Origin of the sequence: Lentzea californiensis (genome assembly GCF_024648825.1) — a bacterium.
In the GTDB taxonomy this organism is placed as follows: domain Bacteria; phylum Actinomycetota; class Actinomycetes; order Mycobacteriales; family Pseudonocardiaceae; genus Lentzea; species Lentzea californiensis.
In genome coordinates this window covers 185,012-201,980 of the sequence record NZ_JANBBE010000005.1, presented here as the reverse complement: position 1 = coordinate 201,980, position 16,969 = coordinate 185,012, and the positions used below count along the sequence as shown (strand labels likewise).

The 16,969-nt window shown below is 70.8% G+C and carries 15 protein-coding genes; 10 read left to right on the top strand and 5 right to left on the bottom strand.

The features are described from left to right. Positions 1-56 precede the first annotated feature (56 nt). Positions 57-872, top strand: a complete 816-nt coding sequence (gene bdeA, locus LX88_RS20450; RefSeq protein WP_258949674.1) for a bis(hydroxyethyl) terephthalate hydrolase — start codon at positions 57-59, stop codon at positions 870-872. A gap of 195 nt (positions 873-1,067) precedes the next feature. Here the strand turns inward: bdeA and LX88_RS20445 are convergent, their stop codons facing one another. Beyond that, positions 1,068-2,312, bottom strand: coding sequence for an MFS transporter (locus LX88_RS20445; protein ID WP_258949382.1), 1,245 nt, complete (start codon positions 2,310-2,312; stop codon positions 1,068-1,070). A 279-nt stretch (positions 2,313-2,591) separates the two neighbouring features. Between LX88_RS20445 and LX88_RS20440 the strand changes: the two genes are divergently transcribed. Next, positions 2,592-4,847, top strand: a complete 2,256-nt coding sequence (locus tag LX88_RS20440; RefSeq protein ID WP_258949381.1) for an NHL repeat-containing protein — start codon at positions 2,592-2,594, stop codon at positions 4,845-4,847. Between the two features lie 39 nt (positions 4,848-4,886). On the opposite strand, the gene LX88_RS20435 is transcribed toward LX88_RS20440, so the two are convergent. Beyond that, a complete protein-coding gene (locus tag LX88_RS20435) occupies positions 4,887-5,858 on the bottom strand; it encodes a helix-turn-helix transcriptional regulator (protein WP_258949380.1) in 972 nt (323 codons plus the stop codon). 95 nt (positions 5,859-5,953) lie between these two features. On the opposite strand from LX88_RS20435, the gene LX88_RS20430 reads away from it, so the two are divergent. Then, complete coding sequence (locus tag LX88_RS20430; RefSeq protein ID WP_258949673.1) at positions 5,954-6,349, top strand: RidA family protein; 396 nt, start codon at positions 5,954-5,956, stop codon at positions 6,347-6,349. Continuing rightward, entirely contained in the window at positions 6,346-6,813 is a 468-nt protein-coding gene (locus LX88_RS20425; protein WP_258949379.1) for a DUF488 family protein, N3 subclade, read from the top strand. The genes LX88_RS20430 and LX88_RS20425 overlap by 4 nt, the downstream gene beginning before the upstream one ends. 70 nt (positions 6,814-6,883) lie before the next feature. Here LX88_RS20425 and LX88_RS20420 read toward each other — a convergent pair whose 3' ends face one another. Beyond that, positions 6,884-7,675, bottom strand: a complete 792-nt coding sequence (locus tag LX88_RS20420) for a PaaX family transcriptional regulator (protein WP_258949378.1) — start codon at positions 7,673-7,675, stop codon at positions 6,884-6,886. Positions 7,676-7,765: 90 nt separating this feature from the next. On the opposite strand from LX88_RS20420, the gene LX88_RS20415 reads away from it, so the two are divergent. From LX88_RS20415 to LX88_RS20395, 5 genes are read left to right on the top strand one after another with little or no spacing between them, the layout of a single operon-like run. Further along, a complete protein-coding gene (locus LX88_RS20415) occupies positions 7,766-8,644 on the top strand; it encodes an SDR family NAD(P)-dependent oxidoreductase (protein WP_258949377.1) in 879 nt (292 codons plus the stop codon). Positions 8,645-8,655: 11 nt separating this feature from the next. Next, positions 8,656-9,531 (top strand): amidohydrolase family protein, encoded by an 876-nt coding sequence (locus tag LX88_RS20410; protein WP_258949672.1) that lies wholly within the window; start codon positions 8,656-8,658, stop codon positions 9,529-9,531. After that, complete coding sequence (locus LX88_RS20405; protein ID WP_258949376.1) at positions 9,528-9,986, top strand: MaoC family dehydratase; 459 nt, start codon at positions 9,528-9,530, stop codon at positions 9,984-9,986. The genes LX88_RS20410 and LX88_RS20405 overlap by 4 nt, the downstream gene beginning before the upstream one ends. Before the next feature lie 9 nt (positions 9,987-9,995). Then, a complete protein-coding gene (locus tag LX88_RS20400) occupies positions 9,996-11,312 on the top strand; it encodes an MFS transporter (protein WP_258949375.1) in 1,317 nt (438 codons plus the stop codon). After that, positions 11,251-12,687, top strand: a complete 1,437-nt coding sequence (locus tag LX88_RS20395) for an acyl-CoA synthetase (protein WP_258949374.1) — start codon at positions 11,251-11,253, stop codon at positions 12,685-12,687. Before LX88_RS20400 ends, LX88_RS20395 begins: the two co-directional genes overlap by 62 nt. On the opposite strand, the gene LX88_RS20390 is transcribed toward LX88_RS20395, so the two are convergent. Next, positions 12,656-13,288 carry a TetR/AcrR family transcriptional regulator gene (locus LX88_RS20390; protein ID WP_258949373.1) on the bottom strand — a complete coding sequence of 211 codons (633 nt, stop codon included), beginning with the start codon at positions 13,286-13,288 and terminating at the stop codon, positions 12,656-12,658. The genes LX88_RS20395 and LX88_RS20390 overlap by 32 nt on opposite strands. A gap of 97 nt (positions 13,289-13,385) precedes the next feature. Here LX88_RS20390 and LX88_RS20385 point away from each other — a divergent pair, with 97 nt between their 5' ends. Then, positions 13,386-14,156, top strand: a complete 771-nt coding sequence (locus tag LX88_RS20385; RefSeq protein ID WP_258949372.1) for an SDR family NAD(P)-dependent oxidoreductase — start codon at positions 13,386-13,388, stop codon at positions 14,154-14,156. Here the strand turns inward: LX88_RS20385 and LX88_RS20380 are convergent. Next, on the bottom strand, positions 14,145-16,967 hold the full coding sequence (locus tag LX88_RS20380; protein ID WP_258949371.1) for an ATP-binding protein: 2,823 nt from the start codon (positions 16,965-16,967) through the stop codon (positions 14,145-14,147). The genes LX88_RS20385 and LX88_RS20380 overlap by 12 nt on opposite strands. Positions 16,968-16,969 lie beyond the last annotated feature (2 nt).

Sequence of the window (16,969 nt, the reverse complement as noted above, 5' to 3'; positions counted from 1 at the left end):
CGAATGAGGTGTACAGCGCTGTGCAACTCCGCACCCTGATTCCCGTCGCGCTCTCCATGGTGCTGCTCGGCGGCACCGTGGCCCAGGCCGCCGACAACCCGTACGAACGCGGTCCTGCCCCCACCAACTCCAGCATCGAGGCCAGCCGCGGCCCGTTCGCCGTCTCGGAGACCTCCGTGTCGTCGCTGGTGAGCGGTTTCGGCGGCGGCACGATCTACTACCCGACCAGCACCTCCGCCGGCACGTTCGGCGCGGTGGCCATCTCCCCCGGCTACACCGGCACCCAGTCGACCATGGCGTGGCTCGGCCCGCGCCTCGCGTCCCAGGGCTTCGTGATCTTCACGATCGACACGAACTCCGTCTACGACCAGCCCGACAGCCGGGCCTCGCAACTGCTCGCGGCGCTCGACTACCTGACGCAGCAGAGCACCGTCCGCACCCGGATCGACTCGTCCCGCCTGGGCGTCATGGGTCACTCGATGGGCGGCGGCGGCACCCTGCGCGCCGCGAGCCAGCGTCCGTCACTGCAGGCGGCGATCCCGCTGACGGGCTGGCACACCACGAAGAACTGGTCGTCCGTGCGCGTCCCGACCCTGGTCGTCGGCGCCGAGAGCGACTCCGTCGCCCCGGTCTCCTCGCACTCCGAGCCGTTCTACACGTCACTGCCGTCCACGTTGGACAAGGCGTACCTGGAACTCAACAACGCCTCGCACTTCGCGCCGAACTCGTCCAACACGACGATCGCGAAGTACAGCATCTCGTGGCTCAAGCGCTTCATCGACAACGACACCCGCTACGAGCAGTTCCTCTGCCCGGCACCGGGACGCAGCACGCTCATCGAGGAGTACCGGGACACGTGCCCGCACTCCTGATCGCCTGAGCACGGGTCGCGGCGCTGACCGAGCGCGGGGCGCCGCGACCCGCCCCGGGTAGATCGAGCACATCCCGGGCTGCCGGGGTGCCCCGCCCCCGAGCGGGGCACCCCGGCAGCCCTTTCCGCTTTCCGCCGGCGACCCGAACGCGCTGCCACGCTGTCGTGACGCTGCTCAGCAACCGCGATGGTGGGGTCACGTGTGGTTGCGGTACTTCTGCCCCCGCAGCACCGGGGACACCCACGCCGCGACGACGCCGGCCAGCAGCACGGCGAGGCCGGCGCCGAGCCCGGCCCGCGGATCGCCCGTCGCGACCGACAGGACACCGGCCAGCGCCGCGCCGAGGGGCTGGCCGAGACCCCAGGCGACCATCCGCGCCGTGGTGTTCACCCGCGACTGCAGGTCGTCCGGGCACACCTGCTGCCGGTAGGTGATCCCGTTGATCACCGCGATCGCGCCGGTGACACCCCAGCAGGTAGCCGTCACGCAGAGGACGAGCCAGTGGCCGCTGACCAGGACGAGGACTCCGCAGAGCAGGGACGACGGCAACGCCGCCAGCGCCACCTCCGCGTTGCCCCAGCGCGCCGTCAGCTTCGGGAAGACGCGGGACGCGACGACCGCGCCGACGCCCCAGCAGGTGAACAGCACGGCGAGCCGGGCGTCTCCCTTCGGCGCCACGCCCAGCACCTGGTCGGCGAACGGCACGAGGACGGCCATCCACGCGCCACTGGCCACCGAATGCGTGGCGCCGACGAGCGTGAGCAGCCGGATGATCGGTTCGTGCCAGAGGAACCGCAGCCCCTCTCTCACGTCACCGACGAGTTCCCTTCCCCCGCGCACCGGCCGTGGATTGGCCATGCTGCTGGTGATCGCACGCAACAACAACGCCGACCCCACCGCCGTCAGTGCGTTCACCGCCAGCAATGCCGCCGGGGCGACGACCGTCACGAGCAGACCGGTCACGCCGGGCACCACGAGTTCCACGACGGTCGTGCGCCCGTAGAGGGTCGAGAACGCGGCGGCCAGCTTCTCCTTGCCCACCAACGCCGGCAACGCACCGAAGTTCGCCGCGTCGAAGAACACGAACGCCGTCTGCGTCGCGAACGCCACCACCACCACGTGCGGCGCCGTCAGCCCGCCGGCCAGCCACGCCAGCGGCACGCTCAGCAGCACGGCGGCGACCGTGAAGTCCATCGCCACCATCATCAGCCGGCGGTCCAGCCGGTCCGCGAGCGCACCGGCCAGCAGCCCGAACACCAGGTAAGGCAACGCCTCCGCCGCCGTGACGGCCGCCGTCCAGCCCGCCGATCCGGTCAACTGGTAGACGAGGACGGGCAGCGCCACCGCGGACACCACGGCACCGACGACCGAGAGCACCCGCGCGTTCAAGTACCGGGTGAAATCGCGCTCGGACGTGCCGGCGGTTCCCATGGCCCCCATTGCCCCAGCCTATGATGCTCAAGGTAGAGCGGAAGATGACCGGACCGGCGCAATCCGGCCCGATTGCCGCAGATCACCGGTAGCAGCGATACGCGCCGTCACGTGCAGATTGATCCGTCAGTGCGAAGTTCGCGCGAAGACGGCCGTATTTTTCGAAAGTCACCTGATTACAACCGAAATGGCATTGCAAAGCGCCGGTAACGCATTTCATCACATGCCGACTCTTTTCGGTGTGTTCTGGGCGAATGTCCGGATCACCGCACCCCGAATGGAGCTGCCATGCGTCCATCAAGGCGCCGCGCCAGAGCGGCGCTCGCGATCACCACCACGACTTTCCTGCTCACAGCACTCGCCGTACCGGCTGCCGCCGCGGCGGTCTCCGGTACCGACGTCCTGTACACGCTCGACGCCCACTTCGACAACGGCACCGCGCAGGACGTCAACCACAACGCCCCGAACAACGACCAGCTTCAGCTCGACCGCTCGACGGTGTTCTTCCCCTACGTCAACGTCGCCGCCTCGGCGCGCGGAACAATGGTCCGCATCGACGTCAACACCGGTCAGATCGTCGGTGAATGGGTGTCGGCACCGGACGGGCGCGGGCGCAACCCGTCCCGCACCACCGTCGACAAGTTCGGCAGCACGTGGCTGTCCAACCGCAACGAGGGCGCGGGTGGCCGCGGCTCGGTCACCCGCGTCGCCGTGATCCAGGGCGGCACCCGCGTCAACTCCGACGGCACGCCCAACCCTGCGGGCGATTACCTCAAAGGCCCGTTCGCCTACAACAAGTGCGACGACCGGAACCAGGACGGGCTGATCGCCACCAGCCGCGGTCTCGGCGACATCCGGCCGTGGACCAACGCGGGCGGCGCGGACGACAACGGTGGCGTCACCACCGCGGCCGACGAGTGCGTCATCAACTACTCCCGCGTCACCGGCAGCAACACCCGCACGGTCGCCGTGGACGCTCAGAACCGGCTGTGGACGGGCGGTCAGGACCTCGACCACGAACTGCTCGACGCCAACGGCCAGGCCACCGGCACGCAGTTCAACGTGGGCTGCGGTGGCTACGGGGGCCTGATCGACAAGGCCGGCACGCTCTGGTCCGCGCGCAACTTCGGCACCCTGCGCTACGACCCCGTCGCCACCACCCACGCCTGCCTCAACGGCACCCACGGTGACTACGGGCTCGGCATGGACCCGGTCACCGGCGAGATCTGGCACACCAACTTCTCCGGCAACCGGGTCGCGAAGCTGGCGCCGGACGGCACGCTGCTCGGTGCGTTCGCCCACGGCAGCCAGAACGCGCAGGGCGTCGCGGTCGACAGCGACGGCAACGTCTGGGTCGCCCACTCGCTCAACGGCGCGACCACGGTCGGCCACCTGCGCACCGACGGCACGTACGTCGGCAACGTGCCGCTGCCCGGCGGCACCGGCCCGACCGGTGTCGCGATCGACAGCAACGGCAAGGTGTGGGTCACCAACATCTCCACCAACAACGCTCAGCGCATCGACCCGGACGCCGGGCCGGTCGGCGGCGGGGGCCGCACCATCGGCGCGGTCGACCTGACGGTCGATCTCGGCGCGGGCGCCGGTCCCTACAACTACAGCGACATGACCGGATCGGTGCTCGGCGAGATCACCGCGCCGCAAGGCACGTGGAGCGTCGTGCAGGACGGCGGTACCAACGGCCGGCCGTGGGGCACCGTCACCTGGAACACGGAGGCGCAGGGCAGCGTGCCGCAGGGCACGTCGATCGTGGTCGAGGCGAGGACGTCCGACACCGAGGCAGGACTGGCGGGCGAGAGCTTCACCCCTGTCGCGAACGGCGTGACGTTCGCGAAGACCGGCCGCTACATCGAGGTGCGGGCCACGCTGACCGCGAACGCGGCCGGTGACAGCCCCGTCCTGTCCGACCTGCGGATCAAGACCTCCGAGCGGACCGGGGTGTTCTCCTGCCAGGCCACCGCGCTCAACCTCGCCGGCATCGTCTCGACGCGGGCGAACCCGCAGGACGTGCCGTGCGTGGACGACCACGAGACGCTGGCGAACGTCCAGCTCAACGCAGGAATTCTGACCGTGCGCGCGACGGCGCTCGACGCCAGGACCGACCAGTCACCGGACGACCTCACAGGCACCGCACCCGCGACGACCGACCTCGCGACGGCACGGGCGCGCATCGAGCAGACCAGGGTGACCAGCGGCCTGCTCACGATCGAGATCGGCGTGATCGAGTCGAACGCGTCGGTCACCTGCGTGGCCGGTCCCGGTGGCCTGGTGCCGCAGTTCGCGGGCTCGTCGACGATCGCGTCGCTGAAGATCAACGGCCTGTCGGTGACGGTGGGCAGCGCTCCGCTGACGATCCCGCTGGTGATCGGGTCGTTGCGGCTCAACAGCACCACCACCACCGCGACCAGCGTCGTGCAGCAGGCCGTCGTCGTGGACACGCTGCTGACCGACGTCGTGATCGGTGAGGCGAAGGCCAACGTCGAGGCGAAGCCGGGTCACCCCGGCGGCTCGCCCTGCAAGGTCTGACCCGCAGGGGCGCGGACGGCACAGGCCGCCCGCGCCCCGTCAGCCTTCTTCGCCGTACCGGGCGGCGACCGCGGCGGCCCGATCTCTCAACGCGGCACGCAACCACGGCGGTTCCAGGACTTCCGCGCTCGTGGAGAGCTGCCACAACGCCCACTCCGCGTGCCGCGAGTCCTGGAACGCGACCTCCATCCGCAGCCAGCCGTCGTCGGGCGCCTCGGCGAGCACGGCCAGTGCGGTGCCCACCAGTTCCTCCCGTCGCGCCGGACGCACCCGCAGCACCACGGCGACCTGGTCACCACCGGTCCGGAACCGCGTGCTGCGTTCCTGCCAGGCCTGGTCGAGGTCGACCCGGCCCGGCCGCTGCGCGGGTTCGTCGAGCTCCTCGGCGGCCAGGATCCGCGACAGCCGGTAGGTCCGGTCCTCACCCTCCTTCTTCGCCAGGAGATATCCCTGCTCCCGCACGGTGACCAGGCCGATCGGGTCCACCGTGCGCCACTCCGCCGCCTGACCCCCGGCCTCGTAGTAGATCCGCAGCCGGTGTCCCGCGAACACCGCGCGACGGACCTCCGCCACCACCGCGTCCGGCAACTCCTCCTCCACCGCACGCCGCGAGAGGAGGTCGATCTCCGGATCGATGAGCAACCGCTCCGCCGCCCCCGCCGCGGTCAGCCGATAGCTCTCGGGCAGCGCGTCGACCACCTTGAGCATGGCCGAGGCGAGCGACGAGCCGAGACCGAACACCTGCGCGCCTCGTCGTGAGCCGGCGACCAGCAGGGCGAGCGCCTCGTCGTGGTTCAGGCCGGTCAGCTCCGTCTGGAAACCGGGCAGCAACGCGAACCCGCCGTGCCGGCCGCGTTCGGCGTAGACCGGGACACCCGCCGCGGACAACGCCTCGATGTCGCGCAGCACCGTCCGGGTGGACACCTCGAGTTCGCGGGCCAGGGTGGCCGCCGACAGCTGACCGTGCCGCCGCAGCAGCAGGACCAGCGACACCAACCGGTCGGCACGCATGCGAAAACCGTACGGGAATACGTGACACAGGATGTCGTGTATTGCTTGCGAGGCTGCAGAGCGTCATCCGAGTTCAGAATGGAGCTGTTGTGGCTTTGGAACGAACGCCCGTCAACCCGTGGACCTGGTCGGCTGCGCTGGGGTATCACCAGGGCGAGGTCGTCACCGGGCAGACCCGGACGCTGTACTGCGCCGGGCAGACCTCGATGAACGGCGACGGCAAGCCCGAGCACGCCGGTGACATGGCGGCACAGCTGGCTCTGAGCCTCGACAACCTGCAGGCGGTGCTGGCCGAGGCGGGGATGTCGCTCGCCGATCTGGTGCGGCTCAACGTCTACACGACCGACGTCGACCTGCTGTTCCAGCACTACGGCGTGCTGGCGGCGCGGCTCGGGGCCGCCCGCGTGGCACCGCCGACGACGATGCTCGGGGTGAGCAGGCTGGCGATCCCCGACCTGATGGTGGAGCTGGAAGGGACGGCCGTGGCGTGACGCTCGGGGTGGTGACGATCGGCGTGTACGGCTTCGACGAGGAGTCGTTCCTGCGGCGGCTGCGGGACGCGGACGTCCGGCTGCTGCTCGACGTGCGGCAACGGCGCGGTGTCCGCGGGCGCGAGTACGCCTGGGCGAACTCGCTGCGGTTGCAGGCGGCGCTCGCCCGTGCCGGCATCGCCTACGAACACCACCCCGAGCTCGCGCCCACCACCGAGCTTCGCCACGTCCAGTACGCGGAGGACGAGCGTCTCGGTGTCGGCAAACGCAGCCGTCGCGTGCTGGCCGCGGAGTACGTCCGCCGCTACGAGGCGGAGATCCTCGGCAGTGCCGACCTGGCTCCCGTCAGGCCGGCACTGCCGAAGGGCGCGGCGCTGCTCTGCGTCGAACGCGACCCGGAGGCGTGCCACCGCTCGTTGATCGCCGAACGGCTGGGGGTGCCCGTCCACCACCTGCTGCCGTGACGGGTCAGCCGAGACCGATCTGCTGGACGTGACTTTCTCGGCAGCGCGCTGATCAGATCAGCGCCGTGATCTAGATGGCTGGCACCTCGATCGACTCGATGGCGGCGGCCGCGAGCGGGGTCGCCGTCTGCGCGTAGCGGGTGGCCAGGGACTGGAACAGCTGTTCCGCCTCGATCGCGGGCCAGTCGCCGGCCAGCAGCTCGGCGGGCAGGTGGGGGTCCTGGCGCACGAGGTCGAGCCAGTCGCCGTGCAGCACCAGCTGGCGGGCCAGGTCGTCGGGCAGCGAGGCGTCCGGCTCACGCCACTTCGCGAGGAAGTCCTGGTAGCGGGCGGCGATGGCGGACGTGTCGAACGCGCGGCGCGCCAGGTCCGCCGCCTCGGTCGGCTTGGCGTGCTGGGCGGTGAAGACCGTGACGTTCTCCGCGAGCCCGTCGACCAGCCCGCTCACGTCGTGGGCGCCGGGGGCGATCCACAGGCCGTTCTGCACCGGGCCGAAGCCCGCCCACTGCAGCTGCGAGCGCAGGTCGTGCCGTTCGCCGCGCCGGCCTTCCGGCAGGGAGAAGCCGACCAGGGTCCAGGTGCCGTCCCAGTCCCGGTTCATCGCGCCGCGCTGCCAGATGCGCCGCTCGCCGTCCCGCAGCACCTCCGTCGCGCGCGCGGTGAGTCCGAAGTAGACCTTGCGACCACTGCGGTGCTTGGCGAGCAGACCCCGTGAGGCCATCCGGGTGAGCGTGGAGCGGACCGCCTCCTCCGAGACGTCCACGCGCCGGAAGACGTCGATCACGCTGCCCGAGTAGACCGCGATGTCGCGGCCGAACACGTACAGGCCCAGGAAGTTCAGCATCAAGGACTGGGGCGTCACGTCCGTCACGATACATGTTGGGCAGCATCTAGACGAGCGTCATGAATATGCCCTACTTTGGGTCGCGAACCAACGGAGAGGACTCGCCTGATGGAGTTGTCGGGAAAGGTCGCGATCGTCACAGGCGCCGGCCGCGGGCTGGGCCGGGCGTACGCGGAAGCGTTGGCGCGCAACGGTGCCCAGGTCGTCGTCAACGACGTGGACGAGGTCGTCCACGAGGTCGCGGCGAGCATCGGCGGACGCGCGGTGATCGCTCCGGTCGGGACGGCCGAGACCGCCCAGGCGCTCGTCGACGCCGCCGTCGAGGAGTTCGGCCGGCTCGACGTGCTGGTCACCAACGCGGGCATCCTGCGCGACCGCGTGCTGTGGAAGATGAGCGACGACGACTTCGACGCCGTGATCAACGTGCACCTGCGCGGCACCTTCACCTGCGCACGCGCCGCGGCCGTGCGGATGCGGGAGCAGGGAACGGGCGGCAGCCTCGTGCTGGTCTCGTCGCCCGCCGGCCAGCGCGGGAACTTCGGTCAGACCAACTACGCCGCCGCCAAGGCCGGGATCGCCGCCATGGCACGGACCTGGGCCCTGGAACTGGCCCGGTCCGACATCGCCGTCAACGCGGTCGTCCCCGTCGCCGCCACCGAGATGACCCGCACGATCCCGGCGTTCGCGCCGTTGATCGAGGAGTCGGAACGCAACGGCGCGCCACTGCCGGAGTGGGTGCGGCGCGACGAGGGCCTGGGCACCGTCGAGGACGTCGCCGAACTGATCGTGTACCTCGCCTCGGACGCGGCGAAAGGCGTGACGGGACAGGCGATCGGGATCGGCGGCGACCGGCTCGCCCTCTGGTCGCACCCCGCCGAGAAGCAGGTCCTGTTCGCGGACGGCGGCTGGCAGGCGGGCTCGATCGCCGAGCGGTTCGGCGAGTTCGAGCCCGAGACCTACGGGATCCCGCAGCCGGTGGCGCCGTGAACGTTCCCAGAATGGATGTGGACGGCCTCGTCGCCATCGACGTCCACACGCACGCCGAGATCTCCGGCGACGGCCACAGTTCACTGAGCCCGGCGCTGCTCGAGGCGTCCGCCAAGTACTTCAAGGCCGCCCACCGCCAGCCGACGATCGCCGAGACGGCCGGGATCTACCGCGAGCGCGGGATGGCCGCGGTGATCTTCACCGTCGACGCGGAGCACGCCACCGGCCACCCGCGCATCTCCAACGAGGAGATCGCCGCGTCCTGCGCCGAACACGCCGACGTGCTGATCCCGTTCGCGAGCGTCGACCCGTGGAAGGGCCGCACGGCCGTCCGCGAGGCGCGCAGGCTCGTCGAGGAGCATGGTGTGCGGGGCTTCAAGTTCCACCCGAGCCTCCAGGACTTCTCGCCGGACGACCGGATGGCGTACCCGCTCTACGAGGTGATCGAGGAGCTCGGCGTGCCCGCGCTGTTCCACAGTGGACAAACGGGGATCGGGGCCGGCGTGCCGGGCGGTGGCGGCATCAGGCTCAAGCACTCCAATCCGATGCTCGTGGACGACGTCGCCGTGGACTTCCCGCACCTGCGGATCGTGCTGGCGCACCCGTCGTTCCCGTGGCAGGACGAGGCGCTCGCGGTGGCCACGCACAAGCCGTTCGTGTACATCGACCTGTCCGGCTGGTCGCCGAAGTACTTCCCGCCGCAGCTCGTCCGCTACGCCAACACCGTGCTGCAGGACAAGGTCCTGTTCGGCTCGGACCACCCCGTCATCACCCCCGACCGCTGGCTGGCCGACTTCGCGAAGCTCGAGATCTCCGACGAGGTCCGTCCCAAGATCCTCAAGCACAACGCCGCCCGCCTGCTCGGACTCGTGAAGGAGGACGCGTGACCATCTCCGTCAACGGAATCGCAGAACTCAAAGCACTGGCGGGACAAAGCCTCGGGCACACCGACTGGCTGCAGATCGACCAGGGCCGCGTCGACACGTTCGCCACCGCCACCGACGACCACCAGTGGATCCACGTCGACCCGGAACGCGCCGCCTCCGGCCCGTTCGGCGGCACGATCGCGCACGGCTACCTGACGCTGGCGCTGCTCATCCCGCTGATGAGCGAGCTCCTCGAGGTCTCCGGCGTGCGGATGAGCCTGAACTACGGGCTGGACAAGGTGCGGTTCCCCGCGCCCGTGCCGGTCGGGGCCAAGATCCGGCTGCTCGGCCAGGTCGCGACCGTCGAGGACGTGCCGGGCGACGGCGTGCAGCTCACCGTCGACTTCACCGTCGAGATCGAGGGCTCCCCGAAGCCCGCTTGCGTCGCACGTGCCGTCTACCGCCACTACACATGAGGTGAAGCCATGGCGCCAACAACGCAGTTACGCCGTGCGGTCGCGTCGAGCTTTCTCGGCAGCGTGATCGAGTACTACGACTTCCTGCTCTACGCCACGGCCTCCGCGGTCGTGTTCAACAAGGTCTTCTTCTCCTCGCTGGACCCGCTGGTCGGGACGATCGCGAGCTTCGGCACGTTCGCCACCGGCTACCTCGCCCGGCCGCTCGGCGGAATCCTCTTCGGACACTACGGCGACCTGCTGGGGCGCAAGAAGATGCTCGTGCTGACCATGAGCCTGATGGGCGTGGCCAGCTTCCTGATCGGCCTGCTGCCCACCTACGCCCAGGTCGGCTGGCTCGCGCCCGCCGGGCTGATCCTGCTGCGGGTCCTGCAGGGCATCTCCGTCGGCGGCGAGTGGGGCGGCGCCGTGCTCATGTCGGCCGAACACGCCACGTCCCGGCGCGGGCTGTGGGCGAGCTTCACGAACGCGGGCGCGCCGTGCGGCATGGTGCTGTCGACGCTCGCCCTGAGCGGTACCGCGGCACTGGTCGGTGAGCAGGCGTTCCTCGACTGGGGCTGGCGGGTGCCGTTCCTGCTGAGCCTGGTGCTGCTGGGCATCGGCCTGTTCGTGCGGATGAAGGTCGAGGAGACGCCGGTCTTCAAGGCGGAGCGGAAGCGCGGCTCGATGCCGTTGCTCGACGTCCTGCGCAACCACCCGCGCACGTTGGCGCTCGGCATCGGCGTCGGCCTCTCGGCGTTCGTCGCGCAGTCGACCCTGACGACGTTCGTGCTGGCGTACGGCGTGCAGGCCGGCAACAGCAGGCAGATGATCCTCAACGCGCTGACGCTGTCCTCGGCACTGGCGGTGATCGGCATCATCGGCTGGTCGGCGATGTCCGACAGGGTGGGGCGGCGGCCCGTCGTGCTCGTCGGCGCCGTGCTCATGGCCGCGTTCGGGTTCGTGCTGTTCCCGATGGTGGACAACGGGTTCATCGTCATCGCGCTCGTGCTCGGCCAGGCCGTCATCCACCCGATGATGTACGGGCCGCTGGCCGCGCTCTACAGCGAGCTGTTCAACACCGGCAGCCGCTACACCGGCGCCTCGCTCGGCTACCAGCTGGCAGGGCTGGGCGCGGGGCTCGCGCCGTTGCTCTTCGCGCAGGTGCAGAAGACCTCGGGCACGGGCGCGATCCCGTTCATCCTCGCGGCGTTCTGCCTGCTCACCGTCCTCTGCACGGTGACGCTGCACGAGACCAGCCGGACCAGCCTGACAGGAGACAGGGATGCGCAACGCGGGACTGGGCAGCTGGCCACGCCGCCGAGCACGCATGGCGCCGAAGCGTGAGGCGTTCACCTTCGACGGCATCTCGACCTCGTACGAGGAGGTGGCCGTCCGCACGAACCGGCTGGCGTGGCGGTTGCGGGAGCTAGGGGTTCGGCACGGTGACCGGGTCGCGTACCTCGGCCCGAACCACCCGTCGTTCGCCGAGACCATGTTCGCCACGCACCTGCTGGGCGCGATCTTCGTGCCGTTGAACTTCCGCCTCACCCCGGCGGAGATCAACTACCAGCTCGCCGACTGCGGCGCGCACGTGCTGGTGCACGCGCCGTCGCACGTCGTGGAGCACCCGCGGGCGGTGTCGCTGGCGACGTACGAGGACTGGCTCCTCCAGGGCTCCGACGAGCCGCTGGACGAACCGGTCTCCATCGACGACACCGCGTTGATCCTCTACACCTCCGGCACCACCGGCAGGCCCAAGGGCGCGATGCTCAGTCACGCCAACCTGCTCTGGAACACCTTCAACCTGATGATCGGCGTCGACGTCGCCTCGGACGACGTCACGCTGGTCACCGCGCCGCTGTTCCACGTCGCCGCGCTCACCCAGACGTTGCTGCCCACGTTCATCAAGGGCGGGCACAGCGTGATCACCTCGCGCTGGGACGTCGCCGAGTGCGTTTCCTTGATCGAGAACCACGGCGTGACGTGGATGTTCGGGGTGTCCACGATGTACGCCGACCTGGCCGCCTCCGCGTCGTGGCCCGGCGCGGACCTGTCGTCGTTGCGGGTGCTGCTGTGCGGCGGGGCGGCGGTGCCGGACGCGGTGATCCACGCCTACCAGGACCGGGGCCTGGTGTTCTGCCAGGGCTACGGCCTCACCGAGACCGCACCTGGAGCGACGTTCCTGGAGGCCGCGGACAGCGTGCTGAAGGCGGGCTCGGCCGGGCCGTGCGTGTTCTTCGGCGACCTGCGGCTGGCGGAGAGCGGCGAGATCGAGGTGCAGGGCCCGAACGTCACGCCGGGCTACTGGAACGACCCGGTCGCCACGGCGGCCGCGTTCACCGAGGACGGCTGGTTCCGCACCGGCGACCTGGGACGGCTCGACGGCGGGCACCTGTACGTCCTCGACCGGCTCAAGGACATGTACATCTCCGGCGGCGAGAACGTCTACCCGGCCGAGGTGGAGAACGCGATCACCTCGCACCCGGACGTGGCCGAGGTCGCCGTCGTCGGGGTGCCGGACCAGCGCTGGGGCGAGGTCGGGCGGGCGTTTGTCCGGCCTCGCGACGGTGCCCTGGTGGACGCCGCCGGGTTGCGGGAGTTCCTGGTGCCGCGCCTGGCGAAGTACAAGATCCCGGTCCACGTCGAGGTGGTCGCCGAACTGCCCCGCACGGGGTCCGGAAAGGTCCTCAAGCCCGCGCTGCGCCGGTTGCCGCTGTGACCGCGTGGCGGGCCAGGACCGTCTGGACCGCCTCGTCCACCGAGTGGGCCATGGCCTTCTCGGTGGGCGCCCAGTTCACCAGCAGCATGCGGGGCCAGAACGCGAAGTTCGAGATCATGCCGAGGAACTGCGTGGCGGCCAGAACGGGATCTTCGACCGTGAGCGTGCCGGCCTCGTGTTCGGCGGCGAGGTAGTCGCGAACCGCGTCGAAGAACGGCTGCTTGCCCAGCTTGAACTGGGTCTGCCCGAGTTCGGGGAAGCGTGGCGCCTCGGCGATGACGATGCGGAACAACGCGACCATGCCCGGCCGGGTCAGCAACGCCACGTACCGGTTGCCGAGCGCGGTCAGGCCCTTCTCCGGGTCACCGGGCTGCGGCGTGAGCGCGCCTTCCTCCGTGCGCCAGTAGTCCGTGACGATCGCGTCGAACAGCTCGGCCTTCGTCGGGAACTGCTTGAACAGCGTCGCCTTCGACACCCCGGCCGCGTCGGCGATGCGCGCGAGCGAGGTCTTGTCGTAGCCGGATTCCAGGAACAGCCCCGTCGCCGCGTCGACGATCGCCGTCCGCTTCTGCTCCGCCATGCGCTCGTGGTAGGTCGGCACGCCGTCCAGTATGCCATGAGGTGAGTCACTTGACTCACCATGCCGCCCGCGCCTACCGTTCCGAGGTGAGTCACTCAACTCACCACTGGAGGACGTGATGGGACGCTTCGACGGCAAGACGGTGCTCGTCACCGGCGCGACGAGCGGGATGGGCGCGAGCCACGTGCGGGGCTTCCACGCGGAAGGCGCACAGGTCGTGATCGCCGCGCGCGACCTGGACGCGGGCTCGAAGGTCGCCGAAGAACTCGGTGAGCGGGCGTTCGCCGTGCGGCTCGACGTGACGGACGAGGACGCCTGGGCCGAGGCCGTCCGTGCCGCGGAGGAGCGGTTCGGGCCGGTGTCGGTGCTGGTGAACAACGCGGGCGCGCAGCACGCGGCCGCGTTGATCGAGGACACCTCGCGCGAGGTGTGGGACCGGACCCTGGCGGTCAACCTGACCGGGCAGTTCCTCGGCATCAAGCACGTCGCGCCGTCGTTGCGCAGGGCCGGCGGCGGGTCGATCGTCAACATCGCCTCGACCATGGGCAACGTGGGTTCGCCGTTCTACGCGCCGTACGTCGCGAGCAAGTGGGCGCTGCGCGGACTGACCAAGACCGCCGCGCTGGAGCTCGGCCGCGACGGGATCAGGGTGAACTCGATCCACCCCGGCGTCGTGTCGACGCCGCTGATCCACGAACCGGTCGAGGCCGGCCGGCCCGCGATCGGCGACCTCTACTCCCCCGCGCCGTTCGCCGTGCCGCGCCTCGGTGAGCCCGGCGAGTTCACCGCACTGGTGCTCTACCTGGCGTCGCCGGAGGCCGCGTTCGCGACCGGGTCGGAGTTCGTGCTGGACGGCGGTCTGCTGCTGGGACCGGCACTAGCCGCGTAGGTAATCCTTCACCGGGCCGAAGGTGAACAGCCCGGTACCCGCCACGAGTTCGTCCTTGGCGGGCAGGAGCAACGCATGTGCGCGCTCCGCGAGTTCGTCGTCCCGCAGCCGGGTCGCCGCCATCGCCAGCAGGCAGGCACGGACCTCCGTGAGCAGGTCCGCCGGCCCGTCGGGAAGTGCACGCGCGGCTTGCACCGCCTCGTCGTGCGGCAACGCCAGCGGGCGCACCCAGTCGAGGTGCGGGCCCCAGTCGTCGGTGAGGTCCACTGTGGACGAGCCGTGCAGGCTGAGCAGGGCCAGCGGCAGGAGTCCGCGTTCCATGCCCCACATGCCGGTGCCCCTGACGCGGTCGGCCGCGGCACGGTACGCACTGTCGGCTTCGGCCTTCTTCCCGGCTGCCGCCAGCTTCAACGCCGCGTACCAGTCGGTGAAGAGGCCGACCAGCGGCAGGTCGTGGCGTTGTGCCAGTTCGTCGGCCGCGGCCGCGTGCTGGTCGGCGGTGCCGAAGTCGGCCAGCGCGCAGCAGGCCTGGACTAGGACCAGGTGGCCCAGCACCTCGTGGGTCACCAGGCGGCCGGACGCGACCTCGAGGAGTTCCCTGCCGATCGCGGCACGGTCCGGAGCCAGGCCGGTGCGGTGAAAGGTGTGCATGAAGCGGGCGTTCAGGGCGAACGCCAGCAGTTCGGGGTCGCCGAGGGCACGCGCCGTGGCCTCGGCTTCCCGTGCTTCACCGAGGCGGGCGCCGGTTCCCCGGTCCTCCATCGCGATCATGGCGAGCAGGCGGGCTCGGGTGGTGGTCGGGCCGGGGAAGGCGGGCAGGACCCGTTCCGCGGCGGCGACGAGTTCGGCGGAGTGGGCAGGGTCGTCGTTGGTGGTCCAGATGCCGGGGACGTCGAACGACCCGATCACCTCGGCCACCTCGGCCGGACCTTCGGCCAGCCGCAACGCCGCCGACCTCCGCTCCCGCGCCCCTTCCAGGTCCCCGCTCACCGCCAGGGCTCTGACCAGGCCGGTCAGCAGGTCGAGCCGTTCCGAACCGGCCGCCGCGAGCGCCGCGCGCCACAACCGCACCGCCTCACGCGGTGCTCGGTTCCCCGCCGCGGCCTCGGCGAGCGCCCTCACCGCCTCAGGACTCCGCGTACCCGCGAGGGCGTGGTGGTGAGCGAGCAGTTGGACGTCGCCAGGTGGCAACGCCTCGGCCACCGCGGCGTGCCAGCGTGCGCGCCTGGTCAGCGACACGTCCTCGTACAGGGTGTCGCGCACCAGCTGGTGCGTGAACCTGGCGTGGCCGGGTGCCACCTCGACGACGAAACCGGCCTCGATCGCCAGGTCCAGCGCGTCGAGCACGTCGTGGCCGGCCAGCGCGGCCAGCAGGTCCACCTCGACGGCCCTGCCCAGCACGGAGGCCTGGTGCAGCACGGTCCGCGCCTCGGGCGGCAGCCCGGCGAGGCGGTGGCGCAGCACGTCCCGCACACCCACCGGCACCGAGCCGAGGTCGCCTCCCGAAGCGACCAGCCGGCCGAGTTCCTTGACGTAGAAGGGATTGCCGCCGGTGCGTTGGTGGATCACGCGCGCGTCCCGTGGTCCCACCAGTGCGGCGACGGCCTCTGCGTCCAAACCGCCGAGTTGCACGCGGACCGGTTCCGCGCGCGCCAGGGCCTCCGACGGCACCGCGGAGCGCGAGGTCGCGACGATCAGCACGCGACCGGAGAGCACCCGGCCGGTGAACGCGGCCAGCACCGCGAGGGTTTCCTGATCGGCCTGGTGCAGGTCATCCAGCACGACCAGCACCGGCGCGGCCGATTCCACAGTGGACAGGATCGACAGGCGGAGCTGGAACCGGTCCGCGGCAACCAGTTCCTCCCCCAGTGCCTCCACCACCTGCTGCCAGGGCCACGCCACGGGCGCGTCCTCCTGACAGCGCGCCCACACCGTCCTCCACCCCCGACCGGCCAGCAGCTCGGTGAACGCCGTGGCGAGAGCGGTCTTGCCCACACCGGCCTCACCCGTCACCAGCGCGAACCCCAGACCGGCTGCCGGGACGGCGGAGTCCAGCAGCGCCAGTTCGGCGGCGCGTCCCACCAGTGACGACTCGGGTGAGAGCAGCAGGCGCGGTGCCTGGGCCAGGATGTCCGACTCCAGCGCGCGGAGTTCCTCGCCCGGATCGACACCGAGGTTCTCCACGAGCGCGTGCCGCGCCTCGCGCACCGCTCCCAGCGCGTCGCCCTGCCGGCCCTCCCGGTACAGCGCCAGCGCGAGCAGGCTCCACGCCTTCTCGCGCCACGGGTGTCCGGCCAGGTGAGCGCGCAGGTCGGCGACGACCTCGGCGGAACGGCCCAGGGCGAGGGCGGCGGCGGCCCGGCGTTCGACCGCGACCAGCCGCAGCTCCTCCAGCCTGTCGATCTCGGCCCGCGCCCAGTGGAAGTCGGCGAACTCGGCGTACGCGGGCCCGCGCCACAACGCGAGCGCACCGTCCAGCACGGACAGGTCGCCGCCCAGCACCTCCTCGAACCGCCACGCGTCCACGTCTGTGGCGAGCAACGCGTACCCCGCGCCCTCGGTCACCAGGAGCGTCGAGGGAGTCCGGGGTGGACGATCGGGTTCCAGCGCCTTGCGCAGTGCGCCGACGAACGTCTGCACCGTGCCGACCGCGCCGTCGGGCGGGTCCTCCCACAGGTCGTCGACGAGCGTGCGCACCGGGACGACCCGGCGCCGGGCGACCAGCAGGCGCGCCAGCACAGCGCGTTGCTTCGGGCCGCCGAGGCGGGCGGATCCCGCGGTCAGCGGGCCGAGCACCCCGAACGTCACCACCC